Source organism: Candidatus Giovannonibacteria bacterium, from assembly GCA_016432405.1.
In the GTDB taxonomy this organism is placed as follows: domain Bacteria; phylum Patescibacteriota; class Minisyncoccia; order UBA11713; family 2-01-FULL-45-33; genus MFHE01.
The window spans coordinates 1-18,901 of sequence record CP066687.1 but is presented as its reverse complement, the minus strand read 5'-3'; the positions used below and the strand labels follow the sequence as shown (position 1 = coordinate 18,901).

The window sequence follows — 18,901 nt, the reverse complement described above, 5'->3', positions numbered from 1 at the left end:
TATACTACCTTAATATGTGGTACCGGGACGCGGAACATTTTAAAGCAAGTTGCGGGCATGAAGTAGACGGCGCGTGGTATCCGCGAGTGACGCGCATACTTTCAATAAAAGCGAAGCCGGCGCTGGATATTTTTTTCAAAGAAATGGAAAGCTACGCGGCGGCAGAGGAGGTGAAAAATAAATCTGCCGAAGAGGGGACGCTGGTGCATGAGACGATTCAGAAATTGGCGGTGGGCGAGCCCGTTGAGATTCCTAAAGAAGTGGAGCCGGCCGCGTCCGCCTTCAAGAAATTTCAGGGTGAACGGCAGATTTTTTTCCATCCGGAATATGTTGAGCGCCAAATCTGGTCGGGTTTGCACCGCTACGCGGGAACGGTTGACGCGCTCGCTACAATAGGCGGGAAATTCGGAGTTTTGGATATTAAAACCTCAACCGGATTTTATCCGGAATACAACCTTCAGACGGCGGCTTATGTTCTAGCGCTTCAGGAAAACGATTTGAAGCGCGCGCTTGCTTTGCCGCGTGATATTGAAACGCGGTGGATTTTGCGGGTAGACCAGCAAAAAAAATGCCTGCGGTGCGGTGCGTCGCTTCGCGAAAAAGGCGGAAGAAACAAAGTGCGGACAGCGCGAGCCAATGACTCCAATGGTAATAGCAACGGCCACTGCGGCTCTTCGCACGAGGACCATTATTGGGGTCCAGCTGAAGGCATTGTTGAAATACGCGAGTTTCCGTATTATTTTAAAGACATAAAAGCATTTTTGGCCGCCAAAACTCTCTGGGAATGGGAAAACGATTACTGGCTCCGGCAGGTTGGGTATTTGAGATGAAATACGATATTTATTTTCACGGGGGGTGTTTTGACGGGGCGGCGTCGGCTGCGATACTTTTGTATTTTCTAAGATTGCGGGGAGATGGTTACGGAAAATTTATTCCGTTGACGCATCCGGTCGACAAAAAATGGTGGAGAAAATTAAAAATGAAAAATCCAAGCGCGATTGTTGATATACTTTACCATCCCAAGGCGAAAATTTGGTTTGACCATCACCCAACGACTTTTATTGATAAAAAATGGGAAAAAAATTTTCAGCCGGATTTAAAGCATAAGCTCAATGTCAAAAGTCCGTCGTGTGCCGGACTAATTTACAGGCATTTTACAAAAACTTTAAAAATCAAAGTGCCGAAATATCTGCGCGACCTCGCCAGTTGGGTTGATATCACGGACAGAGCTCAATTTGGGTCGGTAAAAGAAGCGCTTAATTTAAACCCGCCGGCAATGCAAATTGGTTTCTATTTGGACAGCGTTGCTAAAATGCCTGTCTCGCGTCAGAAAAATCTTATCCGTCTTTTAAGCGAAATGCCGTTGTATTCAGCCGCAAAAACAACTTGGATTAGGAACGGATTTTTAAAATATAAAAAAAGATTTGACGAATCGTTGCGAAAAGTAAAAAATATGCTTATCCTCCGCGGCAACATGGTGTTTTTGAATTCTATGGGTAAAGAGCTAGTTGGCACTCGCTGGATGCCTTATTTTTTCTACCCAAAATCTAATTACTCTATTCGGCTTGTAAAACACGGAAAAAATTTTGTTTTGAGTGTTGGCTCAAATCCTTGGAACCGTTCTAAAAACCCAGCGCACATAGGGCGATTTTTAGAAAAACGATATGGCGGCGGAGGACATGCTGTCGTTGGATCTGCTCCTTTTAGAACAAAAAAGGAAGCATTGCGTGAAGTTTCAAATATCACCGATTATTTGAATAAACATGCTTAATCAAAAAATAGTTTATATAATTCACGGGTGGTGGGGCTATCCGAAAGAAGGATGGTTTCCTTGGCTTAAAAAAGAACTTGAAAAAAGAGGGTTTAAAGTTTTTATTCCAAAAATGCCGGAAACCGGCAAGCCAAAAATAAACACTTGGGTTTCTAAATTGCGTAAGCTAGCTAAAAAAGCAGATGGAAATACTTATTTTGTCGGGCATAGCGTCGGCACGCAGGCGATTATGAGATATTTGGAAAAGTTGCCAAAGAATAAGAAAATCGGTGGAGCTATTTTTGTGGCGGGATGGACGAGTTTAACAAATCTTGAGCCCGGGGAGATAAAAATTGCTAAGCCGTGGCTTGAAACCAAAATAAATTTTGCCAAAGTTAAAAAATCAGCTAAAAAATTTGTTGCAGTATTTTCAGACAATGACCTTTATGTGCCTTTTGTCCAAAATTCAAAAATATTTAAACGAAAACTTGGTGCGAAGATTATACTAGAGCATAAAAAAGGCCATTTTTCTGGAAGCGACGGCGTAAAAAAATTACCCGTTGTTTTATCGGAATTAATGAAAATGGCAAAATAAACATGCCTAAATCAGAGAAACTAATTGTTTATACAGACGGAGGGTCGCGGGGAAATCCGGGGCCGGCGGCGCTGGGAGTGGTGATTTCGGATGAGAAGGGGCGCGTGATTAAAGAATGTGGGGAGAAAATCGGCATAAAAACCAACAACGAGGCCGAATACGCGGCGGTGATTTTCGCGCTCAAAAAAATAAAAGCGCTTTTTGGGAAAGAAAAAACAAAAAAAATGGAGGTAAATTTTAAAATGGATTCGGAATTCGTGATGAGGCAGTTAAACGGAGAATACAAAGTTGAGGAAGAAAAATTGTTTCCGCTGTTTATTTTTGTGTGGAATTTAAAGATGGATTTTGCTAAGGTTACTTTCAGCCATGTGCGGAGAGAGCAGAATAAAGCTGCGGACAGATTGGTAAATATGGCGCTTGATTCCGAACAGGGTAAGCTGTGGCAATAAAATACATACCTTATTTTCTTTCGGCGTTTTTGGCGGGAGTTGGAGTCCGCTCGTTTTTTGATGTGCCGCAAAGCTGGATATTTGGAGGTTTGGGGTTGGTGATTGGATTTATAATTGCTTTGTTTTTTAGCACAAGATTGATACCTCACCCCCTAACCCCCTCTCCTTGTGAAGGAGAGGGGGAAAAAAAGAGAAAGTATTTCTCTTTTCAGGGGGTGGGGTGTGGGTTGCTCTTGCTCTTTTTTCTCCTCGGCGCTTTGCGTTTCTCCATTTTTGAAAATAGTATAGCAAAAGACCAGCTTCATAATCGGTACGGGGAAATTTTAACTTTGAGCGGACAGGTTGTCTCCAGCGAACCCAAACCGAATTCCGCCAGAATAATTTTAGAAACGGATTTGGGCAGATTGTTGGTTGTTTCGCGCCCATACCCGCAATACAAGTATGGCGACAAGCTGGAGATTAAGGGAAAAATAGAGGAGCCGGAAAATTACGCAGGATTTGACACAGCCAAATTTCTGGCCAAACAGCAAATCTACTCCCAGATGATTTTTCCGGAAATTAAAAAAGTCGGAGGCGGCGGCGGAAACTTTATTTTGGGCGCTCTTGTTTGGGTTCGTGAAAAATTTGAAGAAAGTTTAAAAAATATCCTGCCGGAGCCCCACGCCTCTTTGGCGGACGGCATGCTTTTGGGCCGTGAAGGAGTATTACCTCAAAATATTGTTGACGCGTTCAGAAACACCAGCACCATCCATATTTTGGTTCTTTCCGGCTACAATATAACCATTGTCGGCAACGCGCTTTTGGCGTTTTTTAGTTTTTTCCTGCCGCAAACTTTCGCTTGGTCTATTTCCATTTTCGGCATTTTGGCCTTTACTTTAATGACCGGAGCCGAGCCGGCCGCTGTGCGCGCGGCTATTATGGCCTTAATCGGCCTTTTGGCTTTGCGCGTGGGCAGGAAAACATTGCCGGCGCTTTCCTTGCTTTGGGCGGCCCTTTTTATGATTTTGTGGAACCCGATGTATTTAAAATTTGACAGGGGGTTTCAGCTTTCTTTTATGGCGACGCTCGGCCTAATTTTGCTTTCCGGGTTTTTCCAAAAAAAGTTTTGGCTTTTCCCTAAATTTTGGGGCATCCGCGAAACGGCCGCCGCTTCCGCCTCGGCCCAGCTTTTTGTTCTTCCGCTTTTAATTTCTTGGGGAAATGCGGTTTCAGTATTTTCTCTTCCGGCGAACATTCTGGTTGTAATTGCCGTGCCGGCGGTTATGTTTTTTGGTTTTTTGGGCGCTTTGGGCGGTTTTATTTCCGGGGCTTTGGGACAAGCGCTGGCCGCGCCCGCTTATCTTTTGATTTCCTGGCAGCTTTTTTTGGTTAATTTTTTCTCCGGGCTCATATGAAAGATTTTTTCAGATCAAACGGCAAAAAAATATTTTTCGCCTCCTCGGCGCTTTCCGCATCTCTCTTTTTTGTTTCCGCGCTGGCGTTTTACCAAAGCCAGGAAAAACCAGAACTCATGGTCAGCTTTTTTGACGTCGGGCAGGGAGACTCGATTTTTATTGAATCCTATGACGGCACGCAGATTTTAATTGACGGCGGCCCGCCTAACAGGATTTTGCCGCTTCTTGGGGAGCGGATGCCATACTTTGACAAGTATATTGACGTGGTTGTGCTTACGCATCCGCACGCCGACCACGTCTCGGGACTCATTGAAGTGCTGGAAAAGTATGATGTCGGTATGCTCATAGAAAGCGGAGCGGATTATCATACAGCAGAAGCGAAAATATTTGAGAAGATGGTCAAAGAAAAAAATATTAAGAAAATAATTATTGAGCGCCCCGTTGGTTTAAATTTTTATAATAACGCGGTTTTGAGGTTCATTTACCCGGAAGAATCTTTTTTGGGAAAAACTTTAAAAAACGTGCATGACTCCGCTTTAATTTCCGAGCTGGATTTTAACGGCAAAAAGATTTTGTTTATGTCGGACGCCGAAAAAAATATTGAGAAACGCTTGGCTGACGAAGGAAAAATCGGTGATGTTGATGTTTTAAAAACTGGACATCACGGCTCCAAAACCTCCAGCAACGATTTTTTCCTGGCCGCCGCAAAACCCGAATACGCCGTGATTTCCGTAGGCGCCAGAAACCGCTACGGACATCCGCATCAGCAAACTTTATCAAATCTTGAAGCCATCGGCGCTAAAATTTTCCGTACCGATTTAGACGGAACGATTACTTTAGAAATTAGGAATGGCGATTTAGTTTGGAAATAGTCACTAAAATTATTTGACGATCGCATTATAATTTTAGTAATATAGTCACAATGCGGAGATCCAAGAAAATAGAAGAAATTTTAAAAGTTTTGGCTGGTGGAGGATTGGCCACTTTGGAGATTTTGGATGAAATTTTACCAAATTACCAGCGGTCTTATAAAAGTGCTAGAAGAGCATTATATGCAGGGGCTCTCGCAGCCAAAAAGGATTTAAAAGAACGTATTGAAAAGCAGAAATTTTATTCGTTGCTTAACCACTTAAAAAGGCAAGGATTGGTTGAAAAAAACAGCAACAGCAGCGGAATTTTGTGGAAAATAACGGCGGCGGGTCTTGATAAGCTTAAATTGTTTGAAGAGAGAGGTGGGGTTGATTACGAAATTGCCCGCGATGATAAGTTGAAAATCGTGCTATTTGATATTCCGGAGAAAGAGAAATGGAAACGTGCTTGGATTAGGGAAGCGTTAAAGTTTTTGCGTTTTAAAATGTTACAGAAAAGCGTTTGGATAGGTAAGAGCAGAATCCCGGAAAGATTTTTGGAAGATTTGCGCACGAGGCACTTGCTTGGTTGTGTGCATATTTTAGAAGTTGGTAAAGCGGGGACGGTTAGGGAATTGGTATAAAAATTGTTGTTGCGCAAGCTTGCTAAAATTTTAAAACGATCGTTATAGAATTTTAGTAATTAATGATAAAAAAGATAATAAGAAAAACAACTTGAAAGCAGCGTGGAGATTTGTTATTGTCAATTTAATATGCAAAAACCGCAAGAAGAGAGAACTTTTGTTTTAATAAAGCCAGAAGGGGTGATGCGCGGCATCGTTGGGGAAATAGTTTCGCGCTTTGAAAAGCGGGGGCTTAAAATTATCGCGCTAAAGATGGTTTGGCCTTCCGCGGAGCACGTAAATAAACATTATCCTTCCGATGAAGATTGGTTTTCAAATGTCGGCGCGCGGACGAAGGAATTTTTTAAGGCCAAGAATGTTGACGTAAAAGAACATTTCGGGACGGACGAAAATGTCGCGATCGGCAAACAGGTCAAAGGGTGGCTGGCAGAACACCTGACCTCCGGGCCAGTAACCGCTTTCATCATAGAAGGGATGCACGCTGTAACTGTGGTACGGAAAATTGTCGGCCATACTTATCCGGTTGAAGCGCTGCCGGGGACTATCCGAGGCGATTTTTCCATTGATACTCCCTCAGCTGCAAATGTTGAGAAAAGGGCGATTAAAAATATTGTGCACGCTTCCGGAAACGAAGAAGAGGCGGCGCATGAGATAGAGCATTGGTTTGCTCCGGAGGAAATCCACGATTATAAGCGCGCTGACGAGAATGTGATGTTTTGATGAAACCATTTTTTGAATCCTATCTTTTAATTTTTGTATTTTTAGTTTTTCTTTTGTTAATCCACGGTCTGGCTTTGTGGTTTAACCTTTATTATCTCTTTTGGTGGCTGGATATGGCGCACCATTTTTTGGGAGGAGTTTGGGTGTCGCTTGTTTTTAATTGGTGCGCGAAACGTTTTGGTCCGCCATTTTCTCCCCCAAGGTTTTTATTTGCTGCAGCCGTCTTGGGTGCGGTCGCATTTGCCGGAGTTTTCTGGGAGTTTTTTGAATTTATTTTAGACCGCTACGTCGTAAATATCGGTTTTCTCGGCTATGAAGACACGCTTTCAGATTTATTCTTTGACTTATTGGGCGGGGCTGTTGGCCTTTTCCTTATAATATGACCCGGCTTTCTTTTTACGGCGCGGCACAGGAGGTTACCGGAAGCTGTTTTTTGCTTGAATCGGAATCCGCTGGCCGGCGGACAAAAATTTTGGTGGATTGCGGGCTGTTTCAGTGTCCGAAATTCTGCGATATTCGGAGCCGCGAGCCATTTCCGTTCGGCCCGGAAAGCATAGATGCGCTTTTTGTGACCCATGCGCACATTGACCACACCGGTAGGATTCCGAAACTCATAAAAGACGGCTTTCGCGGAAAGATTTTTTCCAGCCACGCGACCAAAGAGCTGGCGGAACTTATGTTAAAAGACAGCGTCGGCGTTTTGGAGAAAGAGGCGAGGCGCGAGGGCGAGGGGCCGTTGTATTCCGAAGCCGACGTGGATAAGGCGGCGTCTTTGTGGGAAGCAAAAGAAACGCACGAGGAGATAAAAATAGGCGGCTTTTCCGCGGCTCTTTACGACGCCGGGCACATATTAGGTTCGGCCATGGCCGTTTTTGACTCCGGCGGCGAGCGGATTTTATTCAGTGGAGACATCGGCAACGCTGAAAGCATTTTGCAAAGGTCTGCGGAGGTGGTCAAAAAACCGACTTGTTTGATTATGGAATCAACCTACGGCGACCGCGCCCACGAAAGCGCAGAGAGGGTTTTGATGCTGGAACGGGTGATTGAGCGGACTGTAAAACAGGGAGGAGTTTTAATGATTCCCGCTTTCGCTTTGGAGAGGACGCAGGAGCTTTTATCGGTGATATCCAAAATGATGGGAGAAAAACAAATCCCTAAAATTCCAGTTTATCTGGACAGCCCTCTTTCAATCAAGGCGACGTCAATTTACGAAAAATATTTGAAGATTCCATTTTTTAAGTTTCCCGGCGTCAATTTTTCCCTGACCACCGAAGAATCCAAAAAAATAAACGGCGTCCCGCCGCCTAAAATTATTATCGCCGGTTCGGGGATGTCGACCGGTGGGAGGATTTTGCATCATGAGCGGAGATATTTGCCCGACGAAAGAAGCACCCTTCTCATTGTAAGCTACCAGGCGCCCGGCTCTCTGGGCAGGCGCATAGAGGACGGCGCAAAAAGCGTTGAGATTTTCGGCGAGGAAATTCCGGTCAGATGCCGCGTTGAGGTGATTTCCGGCTATTCCGCGCACGCCGACCGCGACGCGCTTTTTGAATTCGTCCGCGCCCACTCCGACACGCTTAAAAAGGTCTACGCTGTCCACGGCGAGCCGAAATCCTCTTTGGCTCTCGTCCAAAAAATCCGTGACAATCTTGGTATTCCGGCCTATGCCCCAAAATACGGCGAGAGTGTTGAGATTTAAATAAAACACCCCCTACTTGATTTTCTGATAATTTTATAATACTATACCTATCAATATGAAAAAATTTATCTTATTTTTACCAGAGTTGATTGTTTTCGGTTTGGGCTTTGCTTTGTTTAAATTCTTGATTATAGGCAAAAAGCCGCTGGATCCGCAAAAAACCTGGGATTTAATTACAAAACCGGGCGTGTTTAGAAAATGGGTTGAGGATCATTATCCGCCAAAAATGTTTAGAAAATTTATCATCTCCTACTACCGGCATACTTTAATGTACAAAAGCCACTCTTATGGCATATCCAAACATTACGATATTTCTAACGAATTTTATAAACTCTTCCTTGATAAAAAATATATGTTTTACAGTTGCGCTGACTTTATAAAATCAACAGAGAGCCTCGAAGATGCCCAAGAAAATAAGGCCAATTATTTAGTTAATCTAATTGATCCGAGGCCTGGTGAAAAAATTTTAGATTTGGGGTGCGGCTGGGGCAGTATGTTGCAAAAAATTTATGAAGTTACCGGCGATAAAGAAAACTTGGTTGGCTATACTTTATCCGAGGAACAAACAAAATATATTAACGAAAAATACGGCTTTCACGTTGAATTTAAGGATTTTATAACCACGAAATACCAGGAAAACTCTTTTGATAAAATTTTCTCTATCGGAAGCTGGGAGCATGTAAGACAAAAAGATTTGTTGCTCTTATCTCAAAAGTTGCGGAAAGCCATAAAGCCCAACGGCAGGATAGTTCATCATTTTTTCTGTCAAATAGACGAAGTGCCTTGCCCTAACGCGCTAGCGGGCGGACTTAGTATTTTCCCTGGTTCCGAACTTTCTTCGCTTCAAAATCATTTAAACATCTTTGAGAAGGCCGGTTTTAGGATCGTCCACCATTCAATCCACGATTACCGTCCCACTTTGAGAGCCTGGTTTGAACGATTAGCAGAAAATAAAAACAGGGCCATAGAATTAGTTGGATTAAAAAATTATAACAAATATCTTTATTTTTTCGCCGGCATATGGAAACTTTTTGATGACCATAACTTGTTGATAATGAGGTTCGTGTTGGAGCCAAATTCTATAGAGTAAAAGCTAATTTCTCAAACTCCGCGATAATCTAGGCATTCCGGCCTTCGCCCCAAAATACGGCGAGAGTGTGGAAATTTAGCACTAATAACTGATATTACTGATTACAAGTTTGACAGCTATCGCTCTCAAACTTGCATTTGACAAAGTTTAGGGATAGGAGTATAATAGAGGCAGAAAGCTAAAATAGGGCTAAATAAAGCCAAGGGGCGAGCATAAAGCCCTTGATTTATGCAAGGCGCAAATTGACAAAAAGAAAGGAGTCTGACCATGAACATCATGCTCAGAAACGCGCTCCGAAAAAACATCGGACTGCGTCATCAGCTGGAGAAAAATCTTCTCGGCAATGAAGGCGATATTTGGGAGCAAGAGCTCAAAAAGTTCCTCCGTCAGGAACCCTGCTGGGCGCCTATCCAGAAAAATAAAGAACCGATGCCCCAGCTTCTCAAGCTCATTGCCTCCGGAGTATCTATATCCGAAGCACCCGCCGTGAAAACAGTGGATTGCTTCAAAATCGGCGACGGCGTCTTCGCCTACCGCGACTCGGATTTTGACCGCTGGCTGCCGGAAACCGTTCCGGCCGTAGGCGCGGGAACCGCCTCGACACTTGAACTCGCCAAGGAACCGACGTTCCAAGAGATGACCGCGGCGAATCTCGGGGCCCCCTGCAACTCCGTCAATGAACTCAAGAGAGCTCTCATCGAGAAAGGAAGGTGCTGGAGCCCAAAGCAGATTGACGAGCTTATTCGCAACTGCGAGAAGGGGAAAAATCCTCTGAAGCTCCGCACCGACGGCTACGCAAGCATCTTTTTTATAGAGGTTGGCGGTAACGTCTTCGCGGTGTTCGCCTTTCGGCACTCGGATGGCTGGCGTGTGGGCATCCTCGAGTTCGCCCACGCCGATCGCTGGAACGTCGAGAACCGTGCTTCTTTCCGCAACTGATTTGTCCCTCTGGCTCTTTGTCCCTTTCCGTAACGCCGGGTGTTCGCTCTGAACATCCGGCGTCTCTTTTTATTTTTTTTAATTTTTTTGCTACAATTAAACAATGGACGGAAAGCATATCCATCTTAAATACAAAATCTGCGTGTCGGGGGCGGCCGAGACTGGCCATTGCTCGCCGGATACTTTGGAGAAAGCCAAAATTTTGGGGCAGGAAATAGCAAAGTCCGGCGCGGTTTTGGTTAATGGCGCCACAACCGGCTTCCCGATGTGGGCGGCGATTGGCGCCAAAGAAGCCGGCGGATTTACAATAGGCCTTTCCCCGGCCTCATCCGAAAAGGAACATATTGAGGCCTATCAGCTGCCTGTGGATTATATGGATATCATCGTCTACACCGGATTCGGATATTCGGGAAGAAATCTTTTGCTCACGCGCACGGCTGACGCGGTGATTGTCGGCTGCGGCAGATGGGGGACGATTAACGAATTTACCATCGCGCTGGAAGACGGCAAGCCCATAGGGGTTTTGGACGGCTCCGGCGGCTCCACGGAGGTTATCAAGGACATCATCGCCAAATCCGAACGCGGACCGGGGAACATTGTTTACGACCCGGACCCGAAGCGCCTGGTTGAGAAAGTTTTGGAGCTCGTAAAAAAAGGAAAAACAATTAATGTTTAAAACTATGTACGGCGATTTTTTGACTCCGGAAACCGTTTGGATGATAAAACAGCTGACGCTGGCCGCGGTTTTGGGGATGATAATCGGTTTTGAAAGAGAGCACCGGAGAAAGCCGGCGGGGCTGCGGACTTACACGCTTGTCGCTTTGGGGGCGGCGCTTTTTACGATACTTTCCTCCGCCAGTGTCGCGGGCACTTCTTTTGACCCGGCGCGAATTGCCGCCAATGTTGTGGTGGGTATCGGCTTCATCGGCGCAGGGCTCATTTTTATGCGCGGCGGGCATATGGAGGGGCTTACCACGGCGGCCGGGCTCTGGGCGACCGCCGCCATAGGCATGGCGGCAGGGTTCGGCTTTTCGGCGATTGCAGTTTACGCGGCGATTTTGGTTCTTCTCGTCCTTTGGGCGCTCCGTTTTTTGGAAAGCACTATCCACGGCAATGAATGATAAACTAATGACAGGATGAAATTTTTAAAATCTCCATATTGGGAGGCGGTAGGGGTTTTCGGCGGGATGATAATCGGCTCCGGGATGTTCGCGTTGCCTTACGCCGTATCCGTTTCCGGCCTTTGGGCGTCTTTGATCGCCGCCGGCCTCGCGCTCTTTGCGGTTATGTCTATACATCTTGCTTACGGAGAGATAGTCGTCAATACGGAGAAGCGGCATCGTTTGCCCGGATATGTGAGGGCCTATCTTGGCAAGTTTGCCGGAAATTTAAATAAAGCAGGGCAGATAATTTTTTTTAACGCGACGCTTCTGATTTACGCGGTCTTGGGCGGGATTTTTTTATCTACAATCTTCGGCGGTTCTTCATTTTGGTGGACTTTATTTTTTTTGACGGCCTCCGCCCTGATTTTGCTTTTTGAAAATATTGAGGGGATAGGTTTTTTAAATTTTATTTTAACTATGCCTATGATTTTGGCGATTCTTTTTATTTCCTTTTTGGCTTTTGGGAAGGGAGGCGTCGCTAATATTCCTATTTATGGCGGAGACCCGTTTTTTGTTTTCGGCGTTTTTGTTTTCGCGCTCACTGGACTCTCGGTGATACCGGATGCTTATGATATTTTCATATTCAGAAATGTCGAAGGGAAAAAACCGTTAAAAAAAGTAATTATTTTGGGCACGATTATTCCGCTCATTTTATACGCGATCTTTATTGTCGCCGCGCTTATGGCCGTAGATGGATTAGTCTCGGAGGACGCGATTTCTTCTCTTGAGGGGGTTTTGGGGCGCTCCGCGGTGCTTTTGGGGGCGATTGTCGGATTTTTAGCGGTATTCACTTCTTTTTTGGTTTTAGCATACGATCTTAAACAAATTTATCGTCTGGATGTGGGGATTTCTAAAATCAACGCTTGGATTTTAAGCGTGGTAGTTCCCGCGGCCTTTTTTCTTTTTGGGCTGACTGATTTTGTAAAAATAATTTCTATTGTTGGCGGTATTTTTATCGCCTTGGACAGTTTTTTCATTATTTTCATTCTGCACAAAATGAGAAAACTCGGCATCGCGGAGGAAAGATTTTTGCCGTTCGGGGCGCTCCAGAAAACCGCGCTCTTTTTGATATTCGCCGCCAGCATTCTCTACGAAATTTTCTACCAGGTGCTATAGTCCTTTCGGCCGGAAAAGCCATTTCCCAAACTCAACAGCAGCGATATTCAGCGCGCCGATGAGAAAAACTCCCAAGAGCCAGAGCGGCGGCAGAGCAACCGTGCCAAAGAGCCGCTGCAGCGGCGCGATATAAATTGCCGCCAGCATCAGCGCAATGCCGATGGAAACGCCGGCGACCAAATAACTATTGGACAGCGGCGGATAAGCAACAATGTTTTTCTCCAGGCTTCTTACGGAAAACGCCAAAAATAGACTGTAGCTTCCGAAACTTGCGAAGATAAATGTTTTTACAAGCTCTTCAGGGAACCCGGCCCGGAGCAGTATCCAGTAAAGCGCGAACAAAAAGGCGCTTGTGACAATGCCGATGAAGAGGATTAAAAATTTCATCAGCGGGTCAAAAATGCCGGCTTTGGCGCTCCGCGCGCGAACCTCAAGCCCGTCAATATCCTTTTCAAAGGCGAAGGCGATCGCCGGAAAGCTGTCTGAAAAAAAATTAACCCAGAGAATCTGAAGGGCGTTGAGCGGAAGCGCGATGCCCAGAACCAGCGCTCCGCCTATGAGAAACAGCTCATCGGCCGCGCTGGAGAGAAGATATACAATAACTTTGCGGATGTTATTCATAATTTGGCGTCCTTCCGCCACCGCCGCGGCAATCGTTTCTAAATTATTGTCCAAGAGCACCAAATCGGCCACGTCTCGCGCCACTTCCGTCCCTGAACCCATGGCGATGCCTATATCCGCCTGTTTTATTGATGGCGCGTCGTTTACGCCGTCTCCGGTCATGGCCACCACTTCGCCCGCTTCTTGAAATGCTTTTAAGATTCTGACTTTGTCGGTGGGCGATACCCGCGAGATGACGCGAAGCTTTGGCAGGCGCGCTTTTAAATCGGCGTCGGACAAAGACGCCAGTTCGCTCGCGTCCAGAACGTTTTCTTTATCAATCTGCATGCCCACTTCTTTTGCCACCGCCTCCGCCGTGCCCTGATGGTCGCCGCTAACGATAATTGTTTTTATCCCGGCGCGCTCAATACGGCGGATTGTTTCTTTGGCGCCGGGCCGCACTGGGTCGGAGAAAGTAATCAGTCCCGTGAAAGAAAGACGGGTTAATTTTAAATCTTTTGAAAAGTCAAAATCTTTTTCCGCGCCAATTTTTTTAAGAGCCACTCCCAAAACATGCTCACCGGAGGCGGCCAATCTGTTTACCCGTTCCAGGGCCTCTTTTTGCTCCCCCGCGCCCAAAGCGGAGTGGCTGATGAGAATATCCGGCGCGCCCAAAAAGACCAAGAAATGCTTTCCGCGTTCATGCACCAGCGCGGCGGAGAATTTATTTACGGCGTTAAACGGCATAGAACCCAAAATCTGCATTTTATTTTTTATTTCGCTCATCGTTACTCCGCGCAGAGCCGCGTGCTGCACCAGAGCCGTTTCCATTATCTTGCCGCTCACCCGCCATTCCGAAACGGAGTCGTTCGGATTTTCAATGAGCACGTTGGTGTTGAGAATTGCCAGTTCAAGCAGTCGTTTTTTCTCTTCTCCTGCAGCAGGCAGTATTTTGCTAAGTTCCATTTTTGCCATGGTCAGCGTCCCCGTTTTATCCGTGAGTATGACTGTTGTGCTCCCCAGCGCTTCCGCGGCGACCAATTTTCTGATGACGCCTTTTTTCTTGGCCATGCGTTCCACCCCTATCGCCAGAATCACGGTAAGGGCAACGGGCAAGCCCTCGGGCACCGCCGAGACGGCAATGGCAACCGATATCAAAAACATCTCCAGCGGCGAATGTCCCAACGCTATGCCCGCTCCGAAAATCAGGAGCGTAAGCGCCCCAAGTAAAATACTGGCGCGCACGCTGAAACGCCTGATAGCTGTCTGCAGGGGAGTTTCTTCGCTCCGCGATTCAGTTACGAGCGAGGCGATTTTTCCGAGTTCCGTAAAAAAATCCGTGCGGCATACTATCGCGGTGCCGGCCCCTTGAGTGATAAGCGTTCCGGCAAACACCATTGAATTCTGGTCCGGGAGGATTGCGCCCCGCCCCGCCGGGTCGGCAGATTTTATTACCGGCAACGATTCGCCGGTAAGAATTGCTTCGTCCGCTTGCAAGTCGTTCGCGGAAGCAATCCTCCCGTCCGCCGGAACGCGGTCGCCTTGGGCAAGGCGGATGATGTCGCCGGGCACGAGATTTCCCGCGTCAATTTCGCGTTCCACCCCGCTGCGCACAACCCGCGAGCGCTCTTTGAGATAAGTTTTAAGTTCCGCGAGTGCTTTTTCAGCTTTATATTCCTGATAAAATCCTAAAATCGCGTTTACGGCTACCGCCGCCAAAATAAAAATCGCGTCGCGGTAATGGGCTATAAAAAGCGTCGTCAGGCCGGCGAAACAAAGAATTAAAATCAAAGGGCTTTTAAATTGGTTTAAAAAAATGGCGAGGCCTGCGGCGCGGCGCGGTTTTTCAATCACGTTCGGCCCGAATATTTGGACGCGATTTTTAATTTCCTTTTCGGAGAGGCCGTTTTGCAAATCTGTTTGCAGAATGCTTGCGGCTTCCTCCGCCGCAAGCGCCCAAAAAGACATCCGTTCAACTTCTTTGTTTAAGGGTTTCATAGAGCTTTGGCGGCCGCGGCTATGAGCAAAATGCCCGCGAAATTAAACGCGAACGAAAGCGGGATGAACCACGAAGTTTTTATTTTTGAAAGTCCCATTAAACTCACCCCTGCCTCGTCAGGGAGAGGGGAGGCGATAATCAGCCCCCCGACAAAAAAAGCGACCCATCGGAAGGATTTGAGCTTAAAAAGCGCCGAGATTCTTTTCCAGACGCCGCGATTCCGCATCAGCTCCGCGAGGTGCCCGGAAAGCCGGTCCCTGACGAAGCGGAAAATTATTAAGTCGCCCACCACCGCTCCCGCCGCTCCAAAAATGGCAACTTGTAGCGCGGAATTGGCTTGGGCGATTTTGCCGAGCGCGACTACGGCAGGGGCGACTGTAAAAACCGATGTAAAAAACATTCCGGCGATAAAACTGCCAAGAAGTTTCAATTCTTGGGCAGAGGCGAGTATTTTTGCAAGAATATCGGTTGTCGCCAAAATGACGGCGATAAGCACGCTCAACGCCATAATCGCCAAGTCTTGCACTAAATCGTGTTGGTTATGGTTCATATAACCTTCTTTATATTTATGTTAAGCTAAAACTTATGGAATTTCTAGCCGGCTGGGATTTGGTTTCGCTCATAAAAACTGCGGGATACGCGGGGCTTTTTGTAATCGTGTTCGCGGAGTCCGGGTTATTTATAGGTTTTTTTCTGCCGGGGGACTCGCTTCTTTTTACCGCCGGGTTTTTGGCCTCGCAGGGATTTTTGAACGTCTGGCCGCTTGCCCTGCTTATGTTTCTTGCGGCGATTTTGGGGGATAACTTCGGCTATTCTTTCGGCAAAAAAGTCGGGCCGGCGATTTTCAGCTGCGAAGATTCATGGCTTTTTCATAGAGACCATCTGGAGCGCGCGAGAATTTTTTACGAGCGGCATGGAGCGAAAACTTTAGTGCTCGCCCGTTTTTTGCCGATTGTCCGCACCTTCGCGCCGATTTTGGCTGGGGTCGGCAGGATGCATTATCCGACATTCTTTTTTTATAACATTTTGGGCGCCGCGCTTTGGGCCTTGGGCATAACTTGGCTCGGTTATTTTTTGGGCGCCACTATTCCGGGCGTGGATAAATATCTTATCCCGATAATTTTGGTAATAATTGTTGTTTCCATCCTGCCAACACTGATTCATATTTTAAGAAATAGAAATTACGCACAGAAATAAAAATAAAATTGATGGTTATAGAGACTAAACAATATTGACCGACCGGTCTTGAGTGTATAGTATAGGTTTATGAAGCGCCACAAGGTAAAACCAAAAAGCGAACCTTTAATTAGGAGGCCTAGTATCGCCACTTTGATTTTGAAGAAGTTGGGAGAAATCGGATACGGCACCGTTGACGCATTTTTTCCTGCCAAGTATCCGGAAGCGAGAGTGTGGAGGGAGATTTTAGGATTGGACAAATCGCACGGATTTTCTAAGCAGACTTTTCATTCAACTCTTCAGAGATTGCAGAGACAGAAGTTAGTAGCAAAAAACACAAAAGGATGGCACATCACGGATTTAGGTAAGAAATTTATTCACAAAGTAAATTATAACCCTAGACCCGTTTTGCCACCGGAGGACGGAGTTATCCGCTTGATTATCTTTGATATTCCGGAACGCGATCGCAAAAAACGGCTTTGGTTAAGAATCGAACTTGCGAGTTACGGTTATGAAATGTTGCAGAAAAGCGTTTGGTTGGGGCGACGTCCCATGCCGCAAGTTTTTTTTGAGGCATTGGAAGCTCTGGGTTTAAGGGGGTTTGTGCACATCGTTAGTATTGGGCGTGCTGGTACTCTAAATATTTCATAATGCACTCCGTAAATTTCTGGTTTGTTTATGCGACTAATTATGTGACTAAACATCATTAACCGTTCGGCCTTGAGTGTTTAGTTTGAAATTTTTTGAGCACAGTGATACCCTTATGCTATCCATGATAAATATTTTGATCATTAATGCATCGCCGAATCTCAAAAGAAATGTAAAATAAATTGGGACTATGGATAAAAACGAAGCATTAGAGAATCTAAAAAAAGAAATGGAGGCGGATAAATCACTGCCGCTTTATGGGACGGCGAATTTGGTTTTTGGGGAGGGGAGCCCGGACGCGGAGGTAATGTTTATCGGCGAGGGGCCGGGGTTTCATGAGGACAGGTTGGTAAGGCCTTTCGTTGGGCAGGCGGGGAAATTGCTTGACAAACTACTTGCTAGTATTGGCTGGCCGCGAGAAGCCGTTTACCCCCACACAAAAAATTTTGGTGTGGGGGTGTATATCACCAACATTTTAAAAAGGCGTCCGCCGGAAAATAGAGACCCACTGCCGAAGGAGATTGAAGCGTATAAGCCGTATCTTACGAAGCAGATAGAAATAATAAATCCAAAAATGATAGTCGCGCTCGGGAGGTTTGCAATGGCCTACTTTTTGCCGGAGGCGAAAATTTCCAGAGACCACGGCAAGGTTCAGAAAATTGACGGACGGATTATTGTTTCTCTTTACCACCCCGCCGCCGCACTACGTTCAACGCAGGTTTTAAAAGATTTGGAAGCGGATTTTAAAAAATTGCCGGAGTTATTAAAAAATGATGAAGGTGTTAAGATAGAAGAGAAAAGAGAGGCGACCAAACAAACCTCTTTATTCTAATTATGCGCATTCACATAAACATCACCGTAAACCGAGCTGTGCAGATTTTGCTGGTTTATCTTTTTGCCATTAACGTGGCCGCGGGGCTCTTCGGGCCGCTTTTTGCTATTTTTATCACGGGTTTTATTGAAGGCGCGACTTTAAAAACGGTCGGTTTTGCTTTGGCGCTTTACGCTATCGCAAAGTCAGTTTTACAGATTCCGTTAGCGAAAGTTTTGGATACTAAAAAAGGCGAAAGAGATGATTTTTATATCCTCATGGCCGGAGCGCTAATTGAGGTATTGTATCCTTTTGCCCTCATTTTTATATCGCAAATTTGGCATCTTTACACACTGGAAATATTGGCGGGTTTTAGCTCCGCGGCGCTTATGGCGTCTTATTATTCCTTGTTTGCGCGCCATGTGGACAAAGGAGCGGAGGGCTTTGAGTGGAGTTTGTTTAGTGTGGGAGGGCTCACTATTTCCAGCGCAATAGGAGCTGCGATAGGAGGAGTGCTCGCGGATATTTTCGGATTTAGATTGCTTTTTATCTTGGCCGGAGCTATAAACTTCGTCGTGTTTTTTGTTTTGATTCGTCTTTACCCTTTGCTTGACGGCGCTCGGCCGGCCGCCCTTCCGCCCTTTACGCCGATTCCTAAAAATCCGGCAACAAAACATTAATAATATAAAAAACTGTCCCCCGGTGCGAGGACACGGGGGTAAAAGAGGAAATATTGTTGATGGTAGGGAACTAAATATTAGCGCGAGCGAAGAGCGCGGGATATGCTCGGTTGAGCTTAATGATGTTGCCAGACGGCAAACATTGTTTTGGCACGCTTTGCTTGCGCCAGCTCGATAAACGGGCAAATTGTTACCTGCTTTCATTATCCCAAAACATTAAGGGATGCGCAAGCCGGGGCTGTGGATAAGATTTATTGGTGCTAAAATATTCTTAATGGCCAATCAGGAAATCGCCAAAATTTTGTATGAGATGGCTGAACTCTATGAGATGGAGGGAGTTCTCTTCAAGCCGCAGGCGTATGAGAAAGCCGCGCTTGGCGTTGAAGCGCTGGACAGGGAAATAAGGGAGATTTATAAAGAAGGCGGCGCAGGCGCCTTGCTTAATATACCCGGAGTGGGCAAGGGCATCGCTTACCATATAGAAACGCTTCTTCGCGGGAGTAAATTTGCCGAATACGAAAAACTAAAGAAGAAAATTCCGGTGAATATTTCGGAACTTACGGCGGTTGAGGGCGTAGGG

At 46.1% G+C, this 18,901-nt stretch carries 22 protein-coding genes; 20 read left to right on the top strand and 2 right to left on the bottom strand.

Going from position 1 to position 18,901, the window contains the following annotated elements:
• Positions 1-14 precede the first annotated feature (14 nt).
• From HYW15_00110 to HYW15_00040, 15 genes are all read left to right on the top strand, one after another.
• Positions 15-830 (top strand): hypothetical protein, encoded by an 816-nt coding sequence (locus HYW15_00110; GenBank protein ID QQG42621.1) that lies wholly within the window; start codon positions 15-17, stop codon positions 828-830.
• Positions 785-1,771, top strand: a complete 987-nt coding sequence (locus tag HYW15_00105; GenBank protein ID QQG42620.1) for a hypothetical protein — start codon at positions 785-787, stop codon at positions 1,769-1,771. The genes HYW15_00110 and HYW15_00105 overlap by 46 nt, the downstream gene beginning before the upstream one ends.
• Positions 1,764-2,345 (top strand): alpha/beta hydrolase, encoded by a 582-nt coding sequence (locus tag HYW15_00100; GenBank protein QQG42619.1) that lies wholly within the window; start codon positions 1,764-1,766, stop codon positions 2,343-2,345. The genes HYW15_00105 and HYW15_00100 overlap by 8 nt, the downstream gene beginning before the upstream one ends.
• Before the next feature lie 2 nt (positions 2,346-2,347).
• Positions 2,348-2,794 carry a ribonuclease HI family protein gene (locus HYW15_00095; GenBank protein ID QQG42618.1) on the top strand — a complete coding sequence of 149 codons (447 nt, stop codon included), beginning with the start codon at positions 2,348-2,350 and terminating at the stop codon, positions 2,792-2,794.
• Positions 2,785-4,188 carry a ComEC/Rec2 family competence protein gene (locus tag HYW15_00090; protein QQG42617.1) on the top strand — a complete coding sequence of 468 codons (1,404 nt, stop codon included), beginning with the start codon at positions 2,785-2,787 and terminating at the stop codon, positions 4,186-4,188. The genes HYW15_00095 and HYW15_00090 overlap by 10 nt, the downstream gene beginning before the upstream one ends.
• A complete protein-coding gene (locus tag HYW15_00085) occupies positions 4,185-5,060 on the top strand; it encodes an MBL fold metallo-hydrolase (GenBank protein ID QQG42616.1) in 876 nt (291 codons plus the stop codon). The genes HYW15_00090 and HYW15_00085 overlap by 4 nt, the downstream gene beginning before the upstream one ends.
• Positions 5,061-5,110: 50 nt before the next feature.
• Complete coding sequence (locus HYW15_00080) at positions 5,111-5,680, top strand: hypothetical protein (GenBank protein QQG42615.1); 570 nt, start codon at positions 5,111-5,113, stop codon at positions 5,678-5,680.
• Between the two features lie 129 nt (positions 5,681-5,809).
• Positions 5,810-6,400, top strand: a complete 591-nt coding sequence (locus tag HYW15_00075; protein ID QQG42614.1) for a nucleoside-diphosphate kinase — start codon at positions 5,810-5,812, stop codon at positions 6,398-6,400.
• Positions 6,400-6,783, top strand: coding sequence for a hypothetical protein (locus HYW15_00070; GenBank protein QQG42613.1), 384 nt, complete (start codon positions 6,400-6,402; stop codon positions 6,781-6,783). The genes HYW15_00075 and HYW15_00070 overlap by 1 nt, the downstream gene beginning before the upstream one ends.
• Positions 6,780-8,099, top strand: coding sequence for an MBL fold metallo-hydrolase (locus HYW15_00065; protein ID QQG42612.1), 1,320 nt, complete (start codon positions 6,780-6,782; stop codon positions 8,097-8,099). The genes HYW15_00070 and HYW15_00065 overlap by 4 nt, the downstream gene beginning before the upstream one ends.
• Positions 8,100-8,154: 55 nt before the next feature.
• Positions 8,155-9,189, top strand: a complete 1,035-nt coding sequence (locus tag HYW15_00060) for a class I SAM-dependent methyltransferase (protein ID QQG42611.1) — start codon at positions 8,155-8,157, stop codon at positions 9,187-9,189.
• A 267-nt stretch (positions 9,190-9,456) separates the two neighbouring features.
• Positions 9,457-10,128 (top strand): hypothetical protein, encoded by a 672-nt coding sequence (locus HYW15_00055; GenBank protein QQG42610.1) that lies wholly within the window; start codon positions 9,457-9,459, stop codon positions 10,126-10,128.
• Positions 10,129-10,231: 103 nt separating this feature from the next.
• A complete protein-coding gene (locus HYW15_00050) occupies positions 10,232-10,804 on the top strand; it encodes a hypothetical protein (protein QQG42609.1) in 573 nt (190 codons plus the stop codon).
• On the top strand, positions 10,797-11,249 hold the full coding sequence (locus HYW15_00045) for an MgtC/SapB family protein (protein QQG42608.1): 453 nt from the start codon (positions 10,797-10,799) through the stop codon (positions 11,247-11,249). Before HYW15_00050 ends, HYW15_00045 begins: the two co-directional genes overlap by 8 nt.
• Before the next feature lie 15 nt (positions 11,250-11,264).
• Positions 11,265-12,407, top strand: a complete 1,143-nt coding sequence (locus tag HYW15_00040; protein ID QQG42607.1) for a hypothetical protein — start codon at positions 11,265-11,267, stop codon at positions 12,405-12,407.
• On the opposite strand, the gene HYW15_00035 is transcribed toward HYW15_00040, so the two are convergent.
• The gene (locus HYW15_00035) at positions 12,402-15,005 is read right to left on the bottom strand and encodes an HAD-IC family P-type ATPase (GenBank protein ID QQG42606.1); all 2,604 of its coding nucleotides are present in this window, start codon (positions 15,003-15,005) and stop codon (positions 12,402-12,404) included. The genes HYW15_00040 and HYW15_00035 overlap by 6 nt on opposite strands.
• Positions 15,002-15,556: a hypothetical protein gene (locus HYW15_00030; GenBank protein ID QQG42605.1), complete on the bottom strand. Its 555-nt coding sequence runs from the start codon at positions 15,554-15,556 to the stop codon at positions 15,002-15,004. Before HYW15_00030 ends, HYW15_00035 begins: the two co-directional genes overlap by 4 nt.
• 35 nt (positions 15,557-15,591) lie before the next feature.
• Between HYW15_00030 and HYW15_00025 the strand changes: the two genes are divergently transcribed.
• The 5 genes from HYW15_00025 to HYW15_00005 all read left to right on the top strand — a co-directional run.
• Entirely contained in the window at positions 15,592-16,203 is a 612-nt protein-coding gene (locus tag HYW15_00025) for a VTT domain-containing protein (protein QQG42604.1), read from the top strand.
• 69 nt (positions 16,204-16,272) lie between these two features.
• Positions 16,273-16,833, top strand: coding sequence for a hypothetical protein (locus HYW15_00020; GenBank protein QQG42603.1), 561 nt, complete (start codon positions 16,273-16,275; stop codon positions 16,831-16,833).
• 187 nt (positions 16,834-17,020) lie between these two features.
• Entirely contained in the window at positions 17,021-17,662 is a 642-nt protein-coding gene (locus HYW15_00015) for a uracil-DNA glycosylase (GenBank protein ID QQG42602.1), read from the top strand.
• A 2-nt stretch (positions 17,663-17,664) separates the two neighbouring features.
• On the top strand, positions 17,665-18,321 hold the full coding sequence (locus tag HYW15_00010) for an MFS transporter (protein ID QQG42601.1): 657 nt from the start codon (positions 17,665-17,667) through the stop codon (positions 18,319-18,321).
• Positions 18,322-18,595: 274 nt separating this feature from the next.
• A partial coding sequence (locus HYW15_00005) for a DNA polymerase III (protein QQG42600.1) occupies positions 18,596-18,901 on the top strand: 306 nt, incomplete at its 3' end.